Raw genomic sequence first — 18728 nt, 5'->3', positions numbered from 1 at the left:
GTCAGCGCGGCCGGCGAACCATCGGATAGACGCCCGGGAAGTCGCCGGGCGCCACGTGCCCCAGAACCTCGAAGCCATGGCGTTCGTAGAGCGGCACGTTCTTGGGATTGGAGCTCTCGAGGTAGGCCATGACGCCGTCCTCGTCGCAGCGCCGCAGCGACGCCTCCAGGATCGCCGAGCCGTAGCCGCGGCCCTGCCGCGCGGGATCCACGCCGATCATGGCCAGGTACCAGTGCGGCTCGTGCGGATGATACGCGGCCATCGCCTCGCCCACCTCGCCCAGCACCGGCAGCTTCGCCTCGCGCGCCAGCTCGCCGATGACCGCGAGCATCGCGTCGCGATCCGACTCCACGCCCGGGGGCAGCCACAGGGCCGCCGCGGCGCCGTCCTCCGCGATCCAGGCGGAACCCAGCTCCAGCGCTGCGCCGCCCATGCCCGTGGCGAAGCGGCGGAAGCCCTGGAACAGCGCCTCCGGCGTGTCGAGGACGTAGCGCAGGCAGGGGTCGGTCGCGAACGCCAGCATCAGGGTGTTCAGGACGGCCTCGCCCTCGGACGCGTCCGCCACCCGAACCTCACGGTGCAACATCTGAGTTCCCCGACCGCCGCCTGTCCGGCTGGACCGCTGCAATTGAGCAGGCAACCGGGCCGCCGCCAAGGCCGCTTGCGCGGGCGCGCCTTGTGCTACGGTCAGAGCCGGGGATGGGGACCTGGGCGAGTCGGTGGCTGACGACACCTCCACGGCGGATCGGCGGCGCGGGCGCGAACGGCTCGACGCCTGGCTCGCCGGCTATCGCCCGCTTCCCGGCGCCCCGGACGAGCTCATCGGCGCGGACGGCAAGCCGCGCGACCACTGGATGGGCTTCCTGTCCGAGTTCGCGGGCTACGCCTCGGACTCCGACGGCCGCTTCGGGATGGCGGCGCGGCACATCCGCGACTCCGGCGCGTCCTACCGCATCTACGGCGAGGAGACCGAGCGGAGCTGGCCCCTGGACCCGCTGCCGCTGATCCTGGGCCAGGCCGAGTGGGACCAGATCGCCGAGGGCGTAATGCAGCGCGCGAACCTCATGGAGGCCGTGCTGCAGGACCTCTATGGCGAGGCCCGGCTGGTCAGCGACGGGGTGCTGCCCGCGGCCGTGGTCACGGGAAGCCCGGACTTCCTGCGCGCGATGCGGGGCGCGCGGCCGCCGGGCGGCCGCTACCTGCAGGTCTACGCCGCCGACCTGGGACGCGGCCCCGACGGCCGCTGGTGGGTGCTGGAGGATCGCGCCCAGGCGCCGTCGGGCGCGGGCTACGCGCTGGAGAACCGGCTCGTCGTGAGCCGCGCCTATCCGAACCTCTACACGTCGCTGAACGTGCACCGGCTCGCGCCCTTCTTCGACGCCCTTCGGCGCGGACTGGCGGCCAGCGCCGAGCGGGAGGATCCCCGGATCTGCCTGCTCACCCCGGGCCCGTTCAGCCAAACCTACTTCGAGCAGGCCCACCTCGCGCGCTACCTGGGCTTCCTCCTGGTGGAGGGCGACGACCTGGTCGCCCGCGACGGCAAGGTCTGGGTGCGGACCATCGCCGGGCTGAAGCGCGCCGACGTCATCCTGCGCCGCGTGGACAGCGACTTCCTGGACCCGCTCGAGCTGAACGCCGCGTCGCGCCTGGGCGTGCCCGGCATGCTGGAAGCGATCCGCGCCGGCGGCGTCACGGTGCTCAACATGCCGGGTTCCGGCCTAGTGGAGTCGCGAGCCCTGATGGGCTTCTCGGCCTCGCTCGCCCACCGGCTGCTGGGCGAGGAACTGAAGCTGCCGAACGTCGCCACGTGGTGGTGCGGGCAGCCCCAGGAGCAGGCTCTGGTCGAGGCCGAGCTGGAGCATATGGCGATCGCGCCCGCGTTCCCGGGCTACGGCGGCTTCCTGTCGGGGCCGCGCCTCGTGGCCGACCTGACCGCCGAGGAGAAGAGCGAGCTCCGGGCCCGCCTGCGGGACCGTCCGGGCGACTTCGTCGGGCAGGAGGTGGCCCAGCTCTCCACCATGCCGGTGCTGCGCAACGGCCGCCTGGAGCCCGCGCCGTTCGTCCTGCGCGTCTTCTGCGCCGCCACGCCCGAGGGCCTGCGCGTGATGCCCGGCGGTTTCTGCCGCACGTCCGAGGGCGCCGACGTCCGGGCGATCTTCATGGGCGAGGGCGCGCGCACCACCGACGTCTGGGTCGTCGACGACAAGCCCGTCGAGCGGATGACGCTGATCCAGGCCGGCGACGACGTCCGCGTCCGGCGCATCCTGGGCCACCTGCCCAGCCGCGCGGCCGACAACCTGTTCTGGCTGGGCCGCTACCTCGAGCGCACGGAGGCGACGGTGCGCATGGTCCGGGCGCTCTGCTCCAGCGTGATGGACTCCGAGTCGTCGCTGCACGGCCGCGGCCAGACCTTCGCCGCGCTGCGCGACATCCTGGCCGACTGGGGCGCCCTCAGCGCCGGCGCCGGCGTGGCGCTGGACGCCGCCCGCCGCGCCTTGCACGACCAGGCGGCGTGGGGCTCGGTGATCAACCTGGTGCGCTCGGCGAAGCGCACGGCGTCCGGGATGCGCGAACGCCTGTCGGCCGACTTCTGGGGCCTGCTGGTCGACCTCGAGGCCGACCTCGCCGGCGGCGGCGGCTCCATCACCAACGAAGCCCAGGCGCTGGAGCAGGTGGAGAACGCGCTGCGCCACCTCGCGGGCCTGTCGGGTCTTGCGCAGGAGAACATGAACCGCGTGGCGGGCTGGCGCTTCCTCGACATGGGGCGGCGCATCGAACGCGCCACCAACACCTGCCAGTTCGTCCGCACCCTCGCGCACGACGACGCCTCAATCGACGACCTGGACCTGCTTCTGGACCTGAACGACAGCCAGATCACCTACCGCGCCCGCTACATCATCGGCCTCGCGCTCAATCCCGTCCGCGACCTGGTGATGCTGGACCCCTTCAACACCCGGTCCGTCGCCTTCCAGGTGGCCGCGCTGAAGGAGCACATCGCGGTTCTTCCCACCCTGCGGGAGGACGGGATACCCGAGCCCCCGTCGCGGATACTGCTGCCGCTCGCGGCCGAGCTAGAGACCGAGGACGCGCATGCGCTCTCCGGCGCGAACGTCAGGCGCTACGAGGAGACGCTGATGAGCCTCTCCAACGCCATCGCCGACCGCTTCTTCCTGCAGGGCGCCAACGCCGTCCCGACGGTCAAGCTGGTGGGGCTCGCGTGAACTACAAGCTGCGCCACCGGACGACCTACAGCTACGAGGACGAGGTGAGCTTCGCCCGCTGCGTCCTGCGGCTGACGCCGCGTTCGTCGCCGACCCAGACCGTGCTGCACTCCAGCGTCACCGTCACGCCCGCGCCGTCGCGCGAGCTCGACCGCATCGGCCCCTTCGGCGCGCGCATGCTGACGGTCACCGTCGATACGCCGCACAAGGCCCTGGTGATCGAGGCGAATTCGCGCATCGAGGTGCACGTGCCGCCGCCGGGCGATCCGCAGGCGAGCCCGCCCTGGGAGACCGTCCGCGCGACGGCGCTCGCCACGACCGACCTGAACGCCGAGGGTCCGGCGGCGTATCTCTTCCCGACGAGCCGCACCCCGATCGTGCCCGAGATCACCGAGTACGCGCGCGCGAGCTTCCCGCCGGGCCGCCCCATCGTCGCGGCGATCGACGAGCTCAACCGCCGGATCCACGCGGAATTCCGCTACGACCCCGGCGCCACGGAGGTCTCGACGCCCGTCGCCCAGGCGTTCGCCGCGCGCCATGGCGTCTGCCAGGACTTCGCCCAGATCATGATCTGCGGCCTGCGCGGCCTGGGCCTCCCCGCGGCCTACGTGTCGGGCTACCTGCGCACCATCCCGCCGCCGGGCCAGCCGCGGCTGGAAGGCGCCGATGCGACCCATGCCTGGGTCGCCGTCTGGTGCGGGACGGACCTGGGCTGGGTGGGCGTCGACCCCACGAACGCCATCCTGGCCGGCAACGACCACCTCGTCCTCGCCGTCGGCCGCGACTACGCTGACGTCGCCCCGATCGACGGGGTGATCCTGGCCTCCGGCGCCCAGACGCTGAAGGTCGAGGTCGACGTGATCCCGGAAGACGCCCTGCCCTGACCACCGTCACCCCGCGGTTCCTGCGCGGGATCCTCCGTGAGCCGGACACGTCGCGGACGGCCGTCGCTGCGGATCGCGCCGTGGTCCTCCCCCTGCGGGGGAGGACTGTCGCACATGAAGGTCCGGCGGGCGTGGGGGGCGGTGGAGCCGTCCTGCTTAACCGCAGAGATCGCGGAGGATTCGCGGAGGGCGCGGAGGTCTCTGCGCTCTCTGCGCTCTTCTCTGCGTCCTCCGCGGTTCAATCGAGCGCCTGCGGCGCCCGGCGACCGAAGGACCGTCCTCCCCCGCAGGGGGAGGGGGACCGCCGAAGGCGGTGGAGGGGGGTTAAGCTCGGCGCTCAAGACCCCCCCACCATGCTGCGCATGGTCCCCCTCCCCTTGCAGGGGAGGACCGGGGCCAGCCCTCAGTGTCCGCTCGCCCTCTCCACCACCCGCTCTTCGGCGGGCGGTCCCCCTCTCCCGCCATGCGGAGAGGAAGGTGCGGCGGGGCGGTGGAGCCGTCCTGCTTAACCGCAGAGATCGCGGAGGATTCGCGGAGGGCGCGGAGGTCTCTGCGCTCTCTGCGTTCGTCTCTGCGTCCTCCGCGGTTCAATCGAGCGCCGGCGGCGCCAGGCGACCGAAGGACCGTCCTCCCCCGCGGGAGGCGCGGTGGAGGGGGCTAAGCTCGGCGCTCAACACCCCTCCGCGTCCGCTCGCCCTCTCCACCACCCGCTCTTCGGCGCGCGGTTCCCCTCCCCCGCTATGCGGGAGAGGAAGAGCCTCGCCGGACGATCATCAGCATCTGGTTCCGCTCCTCCGCCTCGAGCGCGGCGGTGAAGCTGGGCTGCTCCAGGGAGGCGTCGAAGGAGCGCTTGCTGACCCGCAGGGCGTCGGGCGCGGCCTTCAGCATGTCGCGCGCCAGCGACAGGCCGTGCTCGTCCAGGCCCTCCTCCGGCGTGACCGCCGAGACGAGCCCCGAGGACAGCGCGTCGGCGGCGCGGATGGGCCGGTTGGTGAGCAGCGTCTCCCGCGCCTTCGACAGCCCGATGGTGCGCTGGAGCCGCCAGCTGACGCCGAGCTCGGTCCCCGACAGGCCGATGGCGACGAAGGCGGGCACGAAGGCCGCGCTCTCGCTCGCGACGATGACGTCGCAGGTCAGCGCGATGGCCATCCCGCCGCCGGCGGCCGCCCCGCGGACGGTGGCGATCAGCGGCTGCGGGCACGCCCGCATCGCGACGAGCAGGTCGCGCAGCACCCAGTCGCCGCGCGGCCCGTCCTGCAGGGCGTCCGGCTGCCCCATCGCCTTGAGGTCCGCCCCGGCGCTGAAGGCGCGGCCCGCGCCGCGGAGGATCACCACGCGGACGTCCCGGTTGCGGCGCAGCCCTTCGAAGTGGGCGAGCAGCGCCTCGGTGAGCGGCTGGTTCAGCGCGTTCAGCCGGTCCGGCCGGTTCAGGGTCACGCGCTGCAGGCCCTCGCCCAGGTCCTCGACCGCCAGGATATCGTCCGCCATGTCGCCGCTCCGATGGTTGCGGCGTGACCATGTCGCTCCGGCGGGCGCGCCGCAACGGCGCCGCGACGTCAGCCGGCGGGCGCCGGGCGGGCGGCCAGGCGCTCGCCGCCGGCCCAGCAGGCGTGCGTCCCGGACGAGATCCGATGCGGCAGGAGGATCCGGCAGACGGGGCCCGCCTCGATGTCCTTCGCATCGACCACCACGCACTCCGAGCGGTTCTCGGCCATGTCGGTGATGAAGCTCACGAGGTAGCCGTCGTCCTCGGTGGTCCCGCCGACGCGTGGCGCGAAGGGAGCCTCCGAGCCGTAGCGCCCCTCGCCGAAGGCCAGGCTCCAGGACCGGCCGGTGTCCAGGTCGTGCTTGACGATCCCGGTGAACAGGAACCAGCCCGGCCTGGCGGTGGTGGAGTAGACGTAGCGGTTCTTCACGCCCGCCACCCGCTGGTCGAAGGTCCCGAACTCCAGGATGCGGTCGTCGAGCGGCCCCTCCTTCGTCTCGCCCGTGCGCAGGTTGAAGCGCCAGCGGTAGAGCTTCGGCTTCATGGAGTGCTCGTCGAGGTAGGCCATCATCTGGCCCATCCGCCCGAAGCCCGGCAGCGGCGGCGGGGCCGGATCCTCCTGGAAGTAGCCGTCCAGGATCACCTCGTCGCCTTCCTCCCAGGCGTTCAGCCAGTGCAGGACGTAGCAGGGCCTGGCCTCGAACCAGCGGATCTCGTCGGGCTGGCCGTACCTCGGGATCAGCGCGAAGCGGCTGGGCATGTCCGGGTGGAACCGGGCCGCGTGGATGCCCCGCGGCAGCAGGTCCTCCTGCCAGAACAGCGGCAGGTCGTTCAGGATCGACCAGTTCTTCGTGAACGCCATGTCGTGCGGCAGGCGCGGTCCCGGCAGCGGGATCGGCACATAGTGCTTCAGCCGGTTGTCCGGCCCCACCACGCCGTAGTGCATGTAGGGCGCGGTCTTGGCGTAGTTGAAGAACAGGAGTTCGCCCGTGGCCTCGTCCACCTTCGGATGGGCCGAGATGCCGTCGGCCGGGACCCAGCCCTCGACGCCGAGGGTCTCGAGCGTGGCGGGGTCCAGCCGGTAGCCCTCTCCGCACTGGTAGAAGGTCGAAAGCACCTGGCCGGCGTGCACGACCACGTCGGTGGACGACGAGTCCTTGAGCCCGCCCTGCGCGCCCCAGCCTGGCCGGAGCGACTTGGACGGATGCTCGGCCAGGCCGGCCCAGAGGGCCTCGCCCGCCTCGGCCTCGGCGAGGAAGCCCTTCGTCCGCACGAAGCGGTTCCGGTAGACGGCCCTGCCGTCCCGGAAGCTCATCGCATGGATCATCCCGTCGCCGTCGAACGGGTGGTAGAGGCCGATCGGCTCGTGGACCGGGTTCTCGGTGTTGCGCAGGTAGACGCCGTCGAGGTCCCTGGGGATCTCGCCGATCACCGTCAGGTCGGCCCCGTCCCATTCTTCGAACGTCGGGCTCCAGGCGCCGGTCATGTACGGATGGTCCGTGTCGGGCCGGATGGTCGAAGGGACACGGTTCACGAGCGTGGGCATGTGCGGCCTCCTGGCGCCACAGTAGCAGGCTAGCCCCCGGCCGCAGCCCCCCCGCGCACGATCTCGTCCGCCGCCTGGGCCGCGATGGCCTCGGCCTCGCCCGCCGGGACGCCCAGGCCGCGCAGGACAAGCGCGCAGAGCTGCTGGGCGAGGCTGACGGCCAGGGCCGGCGACGGCTCGCGGGAGGTGCGGGCAAGCCCCGCCTGCGACGCGCCCATCACGAACAGCATCGCCGAATCCAGCGTCGCGATGGCGAGGCGGCCGGCGGCGAGGCCCGCCGTGAGGTCGTCGGCCAGGCCCTGGTTCACCGGCGCGCTGAGGTTGGTCTCGCCGGTCGAGACACGCACCAGCACGCGCGTGCGCTGGGGCTCGTCCAGGGCATAGCGCTGGTAGACGCAGAGCGCCCGAGCGATCCGCCGGGCCGGATCCTCCACGCTGGCGTTCACGCGGCCCACGGCGACTTCCAGCTGCTCGCGGATCTCGGTCATGACCGCCTTCACCAGCGCTTCGCGGTCGGCGAAGTGGTTGTAGAAGCTGCCCTTGGCGACGTCGGCCGCCCGCACGATGTCGTCGATGGCGACGGCGTCTATCGGCCGCTCGGCGAACAGCTTCCGGCCCGCGCCTATCAGGGCGTCACGCGTGCGCTGGGCGCGGACGGTCAGGACGGCGGGTTGGGGACTCATGCTGCGCCCAGGGTGACGGGCCACGCGGGCGGGCTCAAGCCAGCGCGGGAGCGGCGACCCTGGCGCGCCAGTCCTGCAGCAGGGTTCCGGGGTCCCCCGCGCCGAACACATAGCGGTCGGGCCGCACCAGCACCGCCGAGGCGTCGTGCCGGTCGAGCCACGCGGAGAGGCCCTCGCGGTGCGCCGGCGCCAGCCGGTCGAGCCCGACCGAGACCACGCCCGCCGCCGCGGGCGGCTCGGTCCGCGCGATCAGCCAGGGACCGCTTCCCAGTTCGTCGTCGAGACCGTGTCCCTCGCTCCAGGTCTGGATGAAGAGCGCTCCGGCCGCAGAATCGCCGGCCCGCAGGCAGCCCGCTCCCAGGGCCGGCGTGAACATCGGCACGGGCGGCCGGGTCGCGGAGAGCATCGCCGCATCCCGGGCCGCCGCCTCGGCGCGGTCCAGGGTGCAGACGGTGCGGCCCATCTGGATGGCCAGCTCCACGTAGCCCCGGACGTGCGGCTCGCGCTCGGTCTGGTAGGTGTCGAGCAGGGCGTCGTCGGCCCCGCGCAGGGCGGCCGCCAGTTTCCACGCCAGGTTCGCCGCGTCGCGCAGGCCCGAGCACATGCCCTGTCCCGCGAAGGGCGGCATCTGGTGCGCGGCGTCGCCCGCCAGCAGAACGCGGCCGGACCGCCAGGTCTTCGCCACCAGGCCGTGGAACCGGTAGACGGCCCGCCGCTCCAGCTCGATGTCGCCCACGTCCCAGGTTTCGATCAGCGGACGGATGAAGTCGTCGCTCACCACCGCCGCAGGGTCCTCGCCGGGGAGCAGCATGAACTCCCAGCGGTGCCGCCCGGGGCCCATCAGGACGCAGGTCGTGGGCCGGGCCGGGTCGCAGATCTGCAGGTTCACCTCGGGCGTGCGCGCGCCCTCGCCCACCTTGACGTCCACCACCAGCCACGGCTCGTCGAACCCGTAGTCGAACAGGTCGCCGCCCACGCCGGCCCTTACGGCGCTCGAGGCGCCGTCGCATCCGACGAGCCAGCGCGCTTGCACGGTTTCGCCGCCCTGCGGGCCCTCCAGCGCCGCCTCCACGCCGTCGCCGTCCGCCTTGAAGCCCGCCAGCTTCCAGCCGGTGCGCGCCTCCACCGACGGCAGCGTCGCGAGCCGGGCCCGCAGCGCCAACTCCACGCCCGGCTGGTGGAACATGTAGCTGGCGCGCCAGCCCGACGGCGTCGCGCTGGCCGTGGAGTCGAACCGCATGAGCAGCTGCCCGTCCGCCGCGCGGAACTCGTAGGCCGGCGCCGGCCGAGCGTGCCGGGCCACCGCCTCGGCCACGCCGAGCTGCTGGAACAGCCGCATGATCTCGTGATCGAAGTGCGCGGCGCGCGGCAGCGGATAGACTTCGGTGTCCTTCTCGATCACCAGGGTCTTCACGCCCAGGTCGCCCAGCAGCGCGGCCAGGGTGGCGCCGGTGGGGCCCATCCCGACGATCAGGACGTCGACGGAGCGGCTCATGACGCGGCCGCCTGCGCGCAGGGGTTCTCGATCGCGCCCAGGCCCTCGATCTCGATCCGCACCCGGTCGCCGTCCTTCAGGAAGCGCGGCGGCTTCATGGCCGCGCCGATCCCGCCCGGCGTGCCCGTGAAGATCAGGTCGCCGGCTTCCAGGGTCATGGCGTGGGACAGGTGGGCGACCTGGTCCCAGACGTCGAAGACCAGATGGCGCGTATTGGAGTCCTGGCGCACCTCGCCATTGACCAGCGCTCGGATCGCCAGGGCGTGCGGGTCGGCGACCTCGTCGGCGGTGGTGATCCAGGGGCCGAAGGGGGCATGGGTGTCGAACGACTTGCCCAGGGTCCACTGCGGCGTGCGGTGCTGCCAGGCCCGCTCGGTCGCGTCGTTGCCGACGCAGTAGCCGAAGACGGCGGCCGGGGCGGCCTCGCGGGTCAGCCGCCGGCCGCCGGCGCCGATGACCGCGACCAGCTCGGCCTCGTAGTCGACGAGGCCGCCGGGCAGGATCTCGATGGGCGCGTAGGGTCCGTTCGCCGAGGTCGCGGCCTTGGCGAACCAGACCTGGTGTTCGGGCTTCGCCATCCCGGACTCCTCGATGTGGTCGGCGTAGTTCAGGCCGATGGCGAAGATCTTGCCGGGCCGGGGGATCGGCGCGAGCAGGCGCACGTCCGAGAGCGCCAGCGTCTCGGCGGCCGCGTCCGCGATCGCCCGGACGTCCCGCTCGGCGGCCGGCCACCGGGCGATCAGGTCGATCATCGTCGTGGCGAGCCGGGGCGCCGTGCGCGAGATCGAGGCGACGCGGTCGCCCAGGACGACGCCCAGCTCGGGCGCGCCGCCCGCGGTGAAGGTGGCGAGTTTCATCTTGGCGCCTCCCCTATCGGCCCAGGGTCGCCGGCGGCGGCGGGCCCCACTGCACCGCCAGCAGGTCCTGCAGCGTCGCGGTGTTGGACCCGTCGGCCGCGATGAACAGGTCGCCGTCGGTCCAGTGCTCGAGCGTGTGACCCCACGGGTCGCGCCAGTAGTCGAAGACCTGGCTGCCCAGGACGTGCCGGCCGACGCCCCACTCCGGATGGCGGCCCGCGGCCTTCAGGCGGTCGTGCCCGGCCATCAGGTCGTCGAGGTCGGCGACCTCGTAGGCGGCGTGGTTGAACCCCGGCCCGGCCGGGCTCTGCAGCAGGAACAGCGTGTGGTGGTCGGTGGGCAGCTCGCCGCGGTCGCAGCGCAGGAAGGCGCCCAGGGCGAACTCGGGCGTTACCTGGATCTCGTCCGAGGTGATGAAGCCGAAGCGCGACTTGTACCAGGCCTCCGAGGCGCGGAAGTCCGAGACGTTCAGGACGCAGTGGCCCAGGCGGACGACGTGGGCGGCGCCGGCGCCCGTGCGCTTCACCGCCCGTTGCCGCGGCCGTCCGGCTGCCGAGTTCCACGGCGGCCGGCTGGGCAGATCCAGTTCCGCGACGGGGCCCTGCCCGGCCACGACCTCGACCGCGCGGCCGTCCGGATCCGAGAGCCGCACCACGCGCCCGCCGCCGGGGCCGTCCAGGGCCTCGACCGCGGCGCCTTCCGCGGCGGCGAGGGCTTCCAGGTCGGCCAGGCTCGACGCGCGGAAGCCGACCGCGGCGAAGCCCGCGTCCCCGGGCTCAGTCACATGCAGAAACGGCGCGGGCCCCGTCCCGCGGCCGTACAGCCGGCCGTCGCGCATCTCGGCCGCGATGCCGAAGTCGGCCAGGAACGCCGCCATCTCGGCCAGGTCCGGCGCCCGGAAGCGCACATAGGCGATGTCTTCGACCCGGATCATGAGCGCGCCTCCACATTGACCATTTGGTCATGTAGAAAGCCCAGCCGGCGGGGCGCTGTCAACGGCTAAGTTGACGAAATGGTCATTTCTCTTTCAGGCCGTGCTGGTGCATGCGCCACAGCAGGGTCTCGATGCGGTCCTGGCCGAAGAAGGGCTCGTCCTGGAACACGAAGGTGGGGACCCCCCAGTGGCCCACGCGTTCCAGCCGGTCGTGACTGGCCTGGATCGCCGCCTCCAGGCGCTCGCCCTCCGCGGCGACGGTGCGGTCCAGGTCCGCGAGGTCCAGGCCCGCCCGCGCGGCGGCCTCGGCCAGGTGGTCGCCCTTGTCCCAGCCGTCCACCTCGCCGCTCCAGATCAGGCGGCTCACCTCGCAGATGAACGGCAGGCCCTGGCCGCGCTCCACCGCCGCCTGCCCCAGGTGCGTGAGCCGGCGGATGTAGGGCTGGTCCTTCGGGATCTCCCGGGTCGCCATGTTCATGACGATGGGATCGGGCCGGGGCGGACCGAACGTCATGCCCAGCATCTGGGCCGTCCGGAAGCAGTCGCGCACCACGTACATGGGCCAGCGGGGGTCCTGCCGCTCGAAGAAGCCGTCGACGCGCACCGCCAGCGGGTACACCGGCCGGATCGACAGCTCGACGTCGTAGGTCCGCGCAATCTCGGCCAGCCGCGGCGTGGCGAGGTAGGAGTAGGGGCTGCGGAACGACCAGAAGACTTCGACCTTGAGCGTCATCGAACAGCGCCTCCCCACTTGCGTTTCTGACTGTCTAGTTCAATAGTGACGAACCAGTCAAGAAACGCAGGTTGTCGTTGAACGCCGTCCCGAAGCCCGACCGCCGCCGCGTACGGACACGCGCCGCGCTCCTGCGGGCGGGCCACGAGCTGTTCGCCGTGCGCGCGGTGGAAGCGGTCTCGATCGACGACATCGTGGCCGCCGCGGACGTCGCCAAGGGCAGCTTCTACAACCACTTCCCAGACAAGGAGGCGCTGGCGCGGGCGGTCGCCGACGAGGTGCGCCAGGGCGTGGAAGGGCTGGCCTCGCGCGTGGCGGCCGACGCCGCCGACCCCGCCGAGCGCATCGCCCGCGCGCTCTGCGGCTTCGTCCGGCAGGCGCTGGAGGACCCGTCGGCGGTGCGGGTCGGCCTGCAGCTCTTCCGCGGGGCGCATATCCCGGACTTCCCCAGCAACGCCGGCGTCCGCGCGGACGTCCGCGCCGGGCTCGCCTCGGGCCTGTTCAGCGGCGTCGGCGCCGAGGCCGCCGTGCTGATGGCCGTGGGCGTGGTGCAGATCGCCGTGGCGCGGGTGCTGGAGCCCGAGGGCGGCGAACCGGCGGCGCGGCGGCGCGCCGCCGCGCTCTCCCGCGACCTGGCCGCCGGCCTGCTGCGCGGCCTGGGCCTCGATCCGGCGCAGGCCAGAGCCGTCGCCGCCCGCGCGGCCGCCGACATCCTCGGGCCCGGCGCCGCCGGCTGAGTCTCAGAAGGAACCTCGTCCATGCCCATCACCCGGATCGTCGTCACGGCCTACGGGCTGCTGTTCGCCGCCCTCGGCGTCGGCCTGTGGATCGCGCCCGAGCCGCTGGCCGCGCGCCTGGCCATCGCGCCCATGGGCGTTCCGGGGCTCTCGGCGATCAGGGGCGACCTGGGCGGCATGTTCGTGGTCCTCTCGGCCCTCTGCCTGGTCGGCGTCTGGAGCCGTCGCCGGAGCCTGCTGGTGGTGGCGGCTCTGGCGCTGTGCGCGGTCGTCACGGGTCGCCTGATAAGCCTCGCGGCGACCGGCAGCCCGGCGGGCCTTGCCCTCGCGCTGCCCGTGGAGGTCGGCGCGATCGTCGCCCTGGCCCTGCACGCGCGCGGCATGGGCCGCCCCGCCGATCCGGCGCCGAAGTCCCTGCGCGCGGTGCTGGTCCTGTTCCTCCTCGTGGCCGTCCTCGTCGCGGCCGGGGCCGCGGCGCTGCGCGCGCCGCAGGTCCAGGACCGGCTCTTCGCCTGGGCCGCCCAGACGCTGGTGGCCCAGGACAACGCCGCGCTGCTGGGCGACGACGCGCTGCGGGTCGCCCTCTGCGGCACCTCCTCGCCGCTGCCCAGCAACCGCCGCGCCAAGGCGTGCGTGGCGGTGATGGCCGGCGGCAAGATGTACATCGTGGACTCCGGTCCTGAATCCACCGAGCGGCTGATGCAGTGGGGCGTGCCCCTGGACCGGGTCGCCGGCGTCTTCCTGACGCACTTCCACTCCGATCACATCGGCGACCTGCCCGAGCTGAACCTGCAGACCTGGGTCGCGGGGCGACCCGGGCCGCTCGCGGTCTACGGCGGGCCGGGCGTCGAGCAGGTGGTCGCGGGCTTCAACACGGCCCTCGCCCAGGACCAGGCCTACCGCACTGCCCACCACACCGCCCGGATGCTGCCGCCCCAGACGGCGCCGATGCAGGCGCGACCGGTCGCCATGACGGGACCCCAGCCTCACCGCGCGGTCGTCTACGACGACGGCGCCATGCGGATCACGGCGATCGAGACCAACCACGCGCCGGTCTCGCCGGCCTACGCCTACCGGTTCGACTACCGGGGCCGCTCCGTGGTGATCACCGGCGACACGACGGCCGACCCGCGCCTCGTGGAGGCCGCGCGGGGCGCCGACATCCTGTTCTCGGAGGCGCTCAACCGCGACATGGTCCGGGCGCTCGAAGGCGTCGCGCGCAAGAACGGCCGCGACCGCGTGGCCCACATCATGGCCGACATCCAGAGCTACCACATCTCGCCCGAGGAGGCGGCGGACACGGCCAACCGCGCCGGCGTGAAGCTGCTGGTGCTGTACCACCTGATCCCCGCGCCGGATAACTTCGTCCTGCGCGGGATCTTCACCCGCCGCATGAACGAGGCGCGCAAGGGGGACTGGCGCCTGTCGGACGACGGAAGCCTCTACACCCTGCCCGTGGGATCGAAGGCCTACGAGGCCGGGCGGGTGCCCCACCTCGCGCTCTGAGCGGCCGGAGACGGGGGCTCAGGCGTGATGCGGGCGCAGCGCGTGCGCCACGTGGAAGCTCCCCGAATGGCTCAGCACGATCCAGTCGCCGGCGTGGGCGACCACGGGCCCGTCGGGGGTTCGCACCTGGACGGCGGCGGCCTCGGCGACCGCCTGGGCGTCCTCTCCGAGCCATTGCCAGAGCACGGCCCAGTTCTTCCGATCATGCGCCGGGGGAACCCGAAGCGCCGCTCCGTGGTCGAACGGTTGATGCAACTGGATGACGCGCATGGCCTCGAGAATCACAACGCTCCTGGGCCCGCAGTTCCGCGGTGCTTCGGTTACCAAGACCTTGACCGAGGGCTTCGGGTCGCAAGGCGGCGGTCTGTGACCCGCAGGTTGAACGGGAATCCCCTGACGGCTGAAAAAGCTTTGCAGTTCCGGCACAAACGACCTTTAGTCGCAACTTGGGCTTGCGGTGTCGGACGGGGACACCGCTTCAGGGAGGGTTGAAGGTATGGCGGAGGTGTCTACCAAGGCGCCGGATCCGATGGACATCGCGCTCGGGGCCGCGGTGCGTATTCGTCGGCGGACGATCGGGATGTCGCAGGAGGCTCTGGCAGAGCAATGCGGCGTCAGCTTCCAGCAGATCCAGAAATACGAGAACGGCGCGAACCGGATCTCGTTCTCGCGCCTGGTGCAGATCTCGCGCGCGCTCCGCTGTCGCGTGACCGACCTGATGGATGTCTTCGACGGCGCCGACAAGGAAACCGCCGAGGATCTCGACCTGCTCACCCGCATGCGCACGCCGGGCGCGCTGGAGCTGCTCTCGGCCTACGAGAAGCTGGCGCCGGAAATCCGGGCGTCGCTGGTCAACCTGGTGCGGGCGCTCACGGTGCAGCAGGCGGCGCTCGCCGCCGCCGCCGCGGGCAAGCAGGCCCAGCCGGCCTGACGCCGAGCGCCCCGGCGCAACGGCCACACTTGCAGCCGAGGGGACGGCGGGCGGACGCGCCCGCCGCGCCTTCGCGCGTCAGCTCGCCGCCAGGACCTTGTCGATGAGCGCGCGCGGCTCGGCCGCCGACCAGTCCGCGTCGCCGGCCACCCGCGCGGCCTCGGCGCCGTCCTTGCCGTAGATGATCGTGGTCGGGAAGCCGGGCACGTTCGCCTTGAACGGAAGCTTCGCCGGGCCGTCATGGTAGAAGGCCAGCGGGGCGTTCTGGGCGATGAAGAGCTTCGCCTTCGCGGCCGCCTCGGGCGTGTCGATCGACACCACGACCACCTCGACCGGCTTGCCCTCGTAGGCCTTGGCCAGCTTCGCCAGCGTGGGCATCTCGACCTTGCAGGGGCCGCACCAGGTGGCCCAGATGTTGAGCACCACCACCTTGCCCTTGAAGTCGGCGATCTTCACCGGCTTCCCGGCCGCGTCGTTGAAGGCGTAGTCGGGCGCAGGGGTCGGTGATTCCGGCGTCGAGACCTTGCTCGCGAACGACGCCTCGCCGGGCTTTCCGGCCGTGGCGGACGCGCCGGCCGACGGCGCGCTCGGCGCCGTCTTGGTGGAAGCCTGAGCGATGATGTAGACAACCGCCGCAACGCCCGCGAGGGCGACGATCCATAGGGCCCAGGTCAGGAGCCCACCCTTGGGCTTCGAACCGGCTGGACTCTCGCTCATATGACCTCGTCTTCAAAAAGCCCGCCCGAGCGCCCCGCCCCCGAAGGGCAGGCCATGTGGGGCGGACGGTTCTCCGATAAGCCGGCCGAGCTGATGCAGGCGATCAACGTCTCCATCGGCTTCGACAAGCGTCTGGCGGCCCAGGACCTGGCCGGGTCCCGCGCGCACGCCGCGATGTTGCGCAAGGCGGGCGTGATTACAAGCGAGGACGAGGCCGCGATCCAGGGCGGCCTCGACGCCATCGCCGCCGAGATCGAGGCCGGGGACTTCCCCTTCCGGGAGGAGTTCGAGGACATCCACATGAACGTGGAGGCGCGGCTTCGGGAGCTGATCGGACCGGCGGCCGGGCGGCTGCACACCGCGCGGTCCCGCAACGACCAGGTGGCGCTCGACTTCCGCATGTGGGTTCGCGACGCCTGCGACCGCACCATCGGCCAGCTCCGGGCGCTGCAGACGGCCCTGCTCGCCAAGGCCGAGGCGCACGCCGACACCCTGATGCCCGGCTTCACCCACCTGCAGCCGGCCCAGCCCGTGACCTTCGGCCACCACCTCATGGCCTATGTGGAGATGTTCGGCCGCGACGCGGGCCGCTTCGCCGATGCGCGGGCGCGGATGAACGAGTGCCCGCTGGGCGCCGCGGCGCTCGCCGGCTCGCCCTTCCCCATCGACCGGGAGATGACGGCCCGGGCGCTGGGCTTCGACCGTCCCACGGCCAACTCGCTCGACAGCGTCTCGGACCGCGACTTCGCCCTCGAGGCGCTGGCCGCCGCGTCGCTCTGCGGCGTGCACCTGTCCCGCCTGGCCGAGGAGATCGTGGTCTGGACGACCCCGCAGTTCGGCTTCATCCGGCTGTCGGACGCCTTCACCACCGGCTCGTCGATCATGCCGCAGAAGAAGAACCCCGACGCCGCGGAGCTGGTGCGCGCCAAGGTGGGGCGGCTGCTCGGCTCGTTCACCCAGCTCACCGTGGTGATGAAGGGTCTGCCGCTCGCCTATTCGAAGGACATGCAGGAGGACAAGGTCCCCACCTTCGAGGCCTTCGACGCCCTGGAGCTGAGCCTGCGGGCGATGGCCGGCATGGTGGCCGACCTGGAGCCCGTGCCGCTGCGCATGGCGCAGGCCGCCGGCGCGGGGTTCTCCACGGCCACCGACCTCGCCGACTGGCTGGTGCGCACCCTCGACATGCCGTTCCGCGACGCCCACCACGTCACCGGCGCGGCCGTGAAGCGCGCCGAACAGCTGGGGTGCGACCTCGCGGACCTGCCACTGGACGAGCTGCAGGCGCTGTCCCAGGGCATCGGCCCCGACGTCTACGGGGTCCTCACGCCACAGGCATCCGCGGCCAGCCGGAAGAGTTATGGTGGGACTGCGCCGGACCAGGTCCGGGCGCAGATCAAGCGTTGGAAGGAAGCCCTGGCATGACCCGCGTATTGGCGCTGACGATCCTCCTGGCGGCCGGCCTCGCCGGCTGCGGCAAGGTAGGCCAGCTGGAGCGGCCGGGGCCCCTCTTCGGTTCGGAGCGAAACACCACGGCCGACGCCGACAACCGGCAGCGCCAGCAGGATCCCAGCCGGCCGGTCGACACCGTCGACCCGCGCGACCGCGACACCGATCCGGCGCCGCCGCGGACGCTTCCGATCCCGGGCACCAACCCGAGCCCCGGCGACGTCGCGCCGCCCACCGCCCTGCCCGATCCCTACGCCAACCCCCGCAGATGAACCACTTCGAGCTCGCCACGAGCGGCCCCGCGGCGGGCGAGCTCGCCTGTGAAGACGTTCCCCTCTCGCGCATCGCCGAAGAGGTCGGCACGCCGGTCTATGTGTACTCGTCGGCCACGCTGGAACGGCACTTCACCGTGCTGCGCGACGCCCTGATCGACGCGGGGCTCAAGGATCCGCTGATCGCCTTCGCCGTGAAGGCCAACTCCAACGTGGCGGTCCTGCGGACGCTCGCCCGGCTGGGCGCCGGCGCCGACGTCGTGTCCGAGGGCGAGATCCGCCGCGCCCTGGCGGCCGGGGTCCCGCCCGAGCGGATCGTCTTCTCGGGCGTCGGCAAGACCGAGCCGGAGATTTCCTTCGCCATCGAGACCGGGGTGGCCGAGATCAACCTGGAGTCCGAACCCGAGCTCCACCTGGTGAACCGGGTGGCCCAGCGCCTCGGCCGCCGGGTTCCGGTGGCCATCCGGGTCAATCCCGACGTCTCCGCGGGCGGTCACGCGAAGATCTCCACCGGCAAGGCGGAGAACAAGTTCGGCGTCAGCTTCTCCGAGGCCGAGCGGCTCTACGCCAACGCGTCCAACATGGCCGGCGTCCGGCCCGTCGGGGTCGCGTGCCACATCGGCAGCCAGATCACCGACCTCGCGCCGATGGAAGCCGCGTTCGCCAAGATGCGGGGCCTGGTCGAGCGCATCCGCGCCGAGGGCCTTCACCTGGAGCGCCTCGACCTGGGCGGCGGCCTCGGGGTCCCCTACTTCAACCAGCCCGAACCGCCCTCCCCGGCCGCCTATGCGCAGATGATCGCCCGCGCCACCCAGGGGCTGGACGTCCAGTTCGCCTTCGAACCCGGCCGCATGATCGCCGCCAACGCCGGGGTGCTGCTGGCCCGCGTGACCCACGTGCACGAGCGCCCCGAGGGCCGCCGCTTCCTGGTGCTGGACGCGGCCATGAACGACCTGCTGCGGCCGGCCATGTACGACGCCTTCCACGACATCCGGCCCGTGAAGCCGCGCCCGGGCGACGCCCTCGCGTACGACGTCGTGGGCCCGGTCTGCGAAACCGGCGACACCTTCACCCGCGATCGCATGCTGGCGCCGCTCGAAGCGGGCGACCTGGTGGCCTTCATGACCGCCGGGGCCTACGGCGCGGCCATGGCCAGCGAGTACAACTCCCGCCTGCTGGCGCCCGAGGTGCTGGTCCGGGGAGACCGCTACGCCGTGGTGCGGCCCCGCCCGACCTACGAGGACATGCTGGACCGCGAGCGGATGGCCCCCTGGCTCTGA

At 72.4% G+C, this 18728-nt stretch carries 18 protein-coding genes; 8 read left to right on the top strand and 10 right to left on the bottom strand.

The window, feature by feature from the left end; translation table 11 throughout:
- Position 1: 1 nt before the first annotated feature.
- A complete protein-coding gene (locus AC2D8W_RS09575; RefSeq protein ID WP_484671344.1) occupies positions 2-565 on the bottom strand; it encodes a GNAT family N-acetyltransferase in 564 nt (187 codons plus the stop codon).
- 154 nt (positions 566-719) lie between these two features.
- Between AC2D8W_RS09575 and AC2D8W_RS09570 the strand changes: the two genes are divergently transcribed.
- Positions 720-3221 (top strand): circularly permuted type 2 ATP-grasp protein, encoded by a 2502-nt coding sequence (locus tag AC2D8W_RS09570; protein ID WP_293484505.1) that lies wholly within the window; start codon positions 720-722, stop codon positions 3219-3221.
- Entirely contained in the window at positions 3218-4105 is an 888-nt protein-coding gene (locus tag AC2D8W_RS09565) for a transglutaminase family protein (RefSeq protein ID WP_484671343.1), read from the top strand. The genes AC2D8W_RS09570 and AC2D8W_RS09565 overlap by 4 nt, the downstream gene beginning before the upstream one ends.
- A gap of 738 nt (positions 4106-4843) precedes the next feature.
- Here AC2D8W_RS09565 and AC2D8W_RS09560 read toward each other — a convergent pair.
- From AC2D8W_RS09560 to AC2D8W_RS09530, 7 genes are all read right to left on the bottom strand, one after another.
- The gene (locus AC2D8W_RS09560) at positions 4844-5593 is read right to left on the bottom strand and encodes an enoyl-CoA hydratase/isomerase family protein (RefSeq protein WP_484671342.1); all 750 of its coding nucleotides are present in this window, start codon (positions 5591-5593) and stop codon (positions 4844-4846) included.
- Positions 5594-5661: 68 nt separating this feature from the next.
- Positions 5662-7137 carry a carotenoid oxygenase family protein gene (locus AC2D8W_RS09555; RefSeq protein WP_484671341.1) on the bottom strand — a complete coding sequence of 492 codons (1476 nt, stop codon included), beginning with the start codon at positions 7135-7137 and terminating at the stop codon, positions 5662-5664.
- A gap of 29 nt (positions 7138-7166) precedes the next feature.
- Positions 7167-7820 (bottom strand): TetR/AcrR family transcriptional regulator, encoded by a 654-nt coding sequence (locus AC2D8W_RS09550; protein WP_484671340.1) that lies wholly within the window; start codon positions 7818-7820, stop codon positions 7167-7169.
- 34 nt (positions 7821-7854) lie between these two features.
- On the bottom strand, positions 7855-9315 hold the full coding sequence (gene mhpA / locus AC2D8W_RS09545) for a bifunctional 3-(3-hydroxy-phenyl)propionate/3-hydroxycinnamic acid hydroxylase MhpA (RefSeq protein WP_484671339.1): 1461 nt from the start codon (positions 9313-9315) through the stop codon (positions 7855-7857).
- Entirely contained in the window at positions 9312-10172 is an 861-nt protein-coding gene (locus tag AC2D8W_RS09540) for a fumarylacetoacetate hydrolase family protein (protein ID WP_484671338.1), read from the bottom strand. Before AC2D8W_RS09540 ends, mhpA begins: the two co-directional genes overlap by 4 nt.
- 13 nt (positions 10173-10185) lie before the next feature.
- Complete coding sequence (locus AC2D8W_RS09535) at positions 10186-11106, bottom strand: VOC family protein (RefSeq protein WP_484671337.1); 921 nt, start codon at positions 11104-11106, stop codon at positions 10186-10188.
- Positions 11107-11188: 82 nt separating this feature from the next.
- Positions 11189-11839 (bottom strand): DsbA family protein, encoded by a 651-nt coding sequence (locus tag AC2D8W_RS09530; RefSeq protein WP_484671336.1) that lies wholly within the window; start codon positions 11837-11839, stop codon positions 11189-11191.
- Between the two features lie 71 nt (positions 11840-11910).
- On the opposite strand from AC2D8W_RS09530, the gene AC2D8W_RS09525 reads away from it, so the two are divergent.
- The gene (locus tag AC2D8W_RS09525) at positions 11911-12576 is read left to right on the top strand and encodes a TetR/AcrR family transcriptional regulator (RefSeq protein ID WP_484671335.1); all 666 of its coding nucleotides are present in this window, start codon (positions 11911-11913) and stop codon (positions 12574-12576) included.
- Positions 12577-12597: 21 nt separating this feature from the next.
- The gene (locus tag AC2D8W_RS09520; RefSeq protein WP_484671334.1) at positions 12598-14082 is read left to right on the top strand and encodes an MBL fold metallo-hydrolase; all 1485 of its coding nucleotides are present in this window, start codon (positions 12598-12600) and stop codon (positions 14080-14082) included.
- Between the two features lie 18 nt (positions 14083-14100).
- Here the strand turns inward: AC2D8W_RS09520 and AC2D8W_RS09515 are convergent, their stop codons facing one another.
- On the bottom strand, positions 14101-14352 hold the full coding sequence (locus AC2D8W_RS09515) for a hypothetical protein (RefSeq protein WP_293484489.1): 252 nt from the start codon (positions 14350-14352) through the stop codon (positions 14101-14103).
- 259 nt (positions 14353-14611) lie between these two features.
- Between AC2D8W_RS09515 and AC2D8W_RS09510 the strand changes: the two genes are divergently transcribed.
- On the top strand, positions 14612-15013 hold the full coding sequence (locus AC2D8W_RS09510) for a helix-turn-helix domain-containing protein (RefSeq protein WP_293484488.1): 402 nt from the start codon (positions 14612-14614) through the stop codon (positions 15011-15013).
- Between the two features lie 78 nt (positions 15014-15091).
- Here the strand turns inward: AC2D8W_RS09510 and AC2D8W_RS09505 are convergent, their stop codons facing one another.
- Positions 15092-15730 (bottom strand): TlpA family protein disulfide reductase, encoded by a 639-nt coding sequence (locus AC2D8W_RS09505; RefSeq protein WP_484671333.1) that lies wholly within the window; start codon positions 15728-15730, stop codon positions 15092-15094.
- On the opposite strand from AC2D8W_RS09505, the gene argH reads away from it, so the two are divergent.
- Genes argH through lysA form a run of 3 tightly spaced genes read left to right on the top strand, consistent with a single transcriptional unit; the run spans position 15731 to position 18728 of the window.
- Positions 15731-17152, top strand: coding sequence for an argininosuccinate lyase (gene argH, locus AC2D8W_RS09500; protein ID WP_484671332.1), 1422 nt, complete (start codon positions 15731-15733; stop codon positions 17150-17152).
- Positions 17149-17448 (top strand): hypothetical protein, encoded by a 300-nt coding sequence (locus AC2D8W_RS09495; RefSeq protein ID WP_293484482.1) that lies wholly within the window; start codon positions 17149-17151, stop codon positions 17446-17448. Before argH ends, AC2D8W_RS09495 begins: the two co-directional genes overlap by 4 nt.
- Positions 17445-18728: a diaminopimelate decarboxylase gene (lysA, locus tag AC2D8W_RS09490; protein WP_484671331.1), complete on the top strand. Its 1284-nt coding sequence runs from the start codon at positions 17445-17447 to the stop codon at positions 18726-18728. Before AC2D8W_RS09495 ends, lysA begins: the two co-directional genes overlap by 4 nt.

This window comes from Phenylobacterium sp. T106 (genome assembly GCF_057219735.1).
Note: the sequence above shows the minus strand (reverse complement) of the source record. Positions and strands in the feature narration are given on the sequence as shown.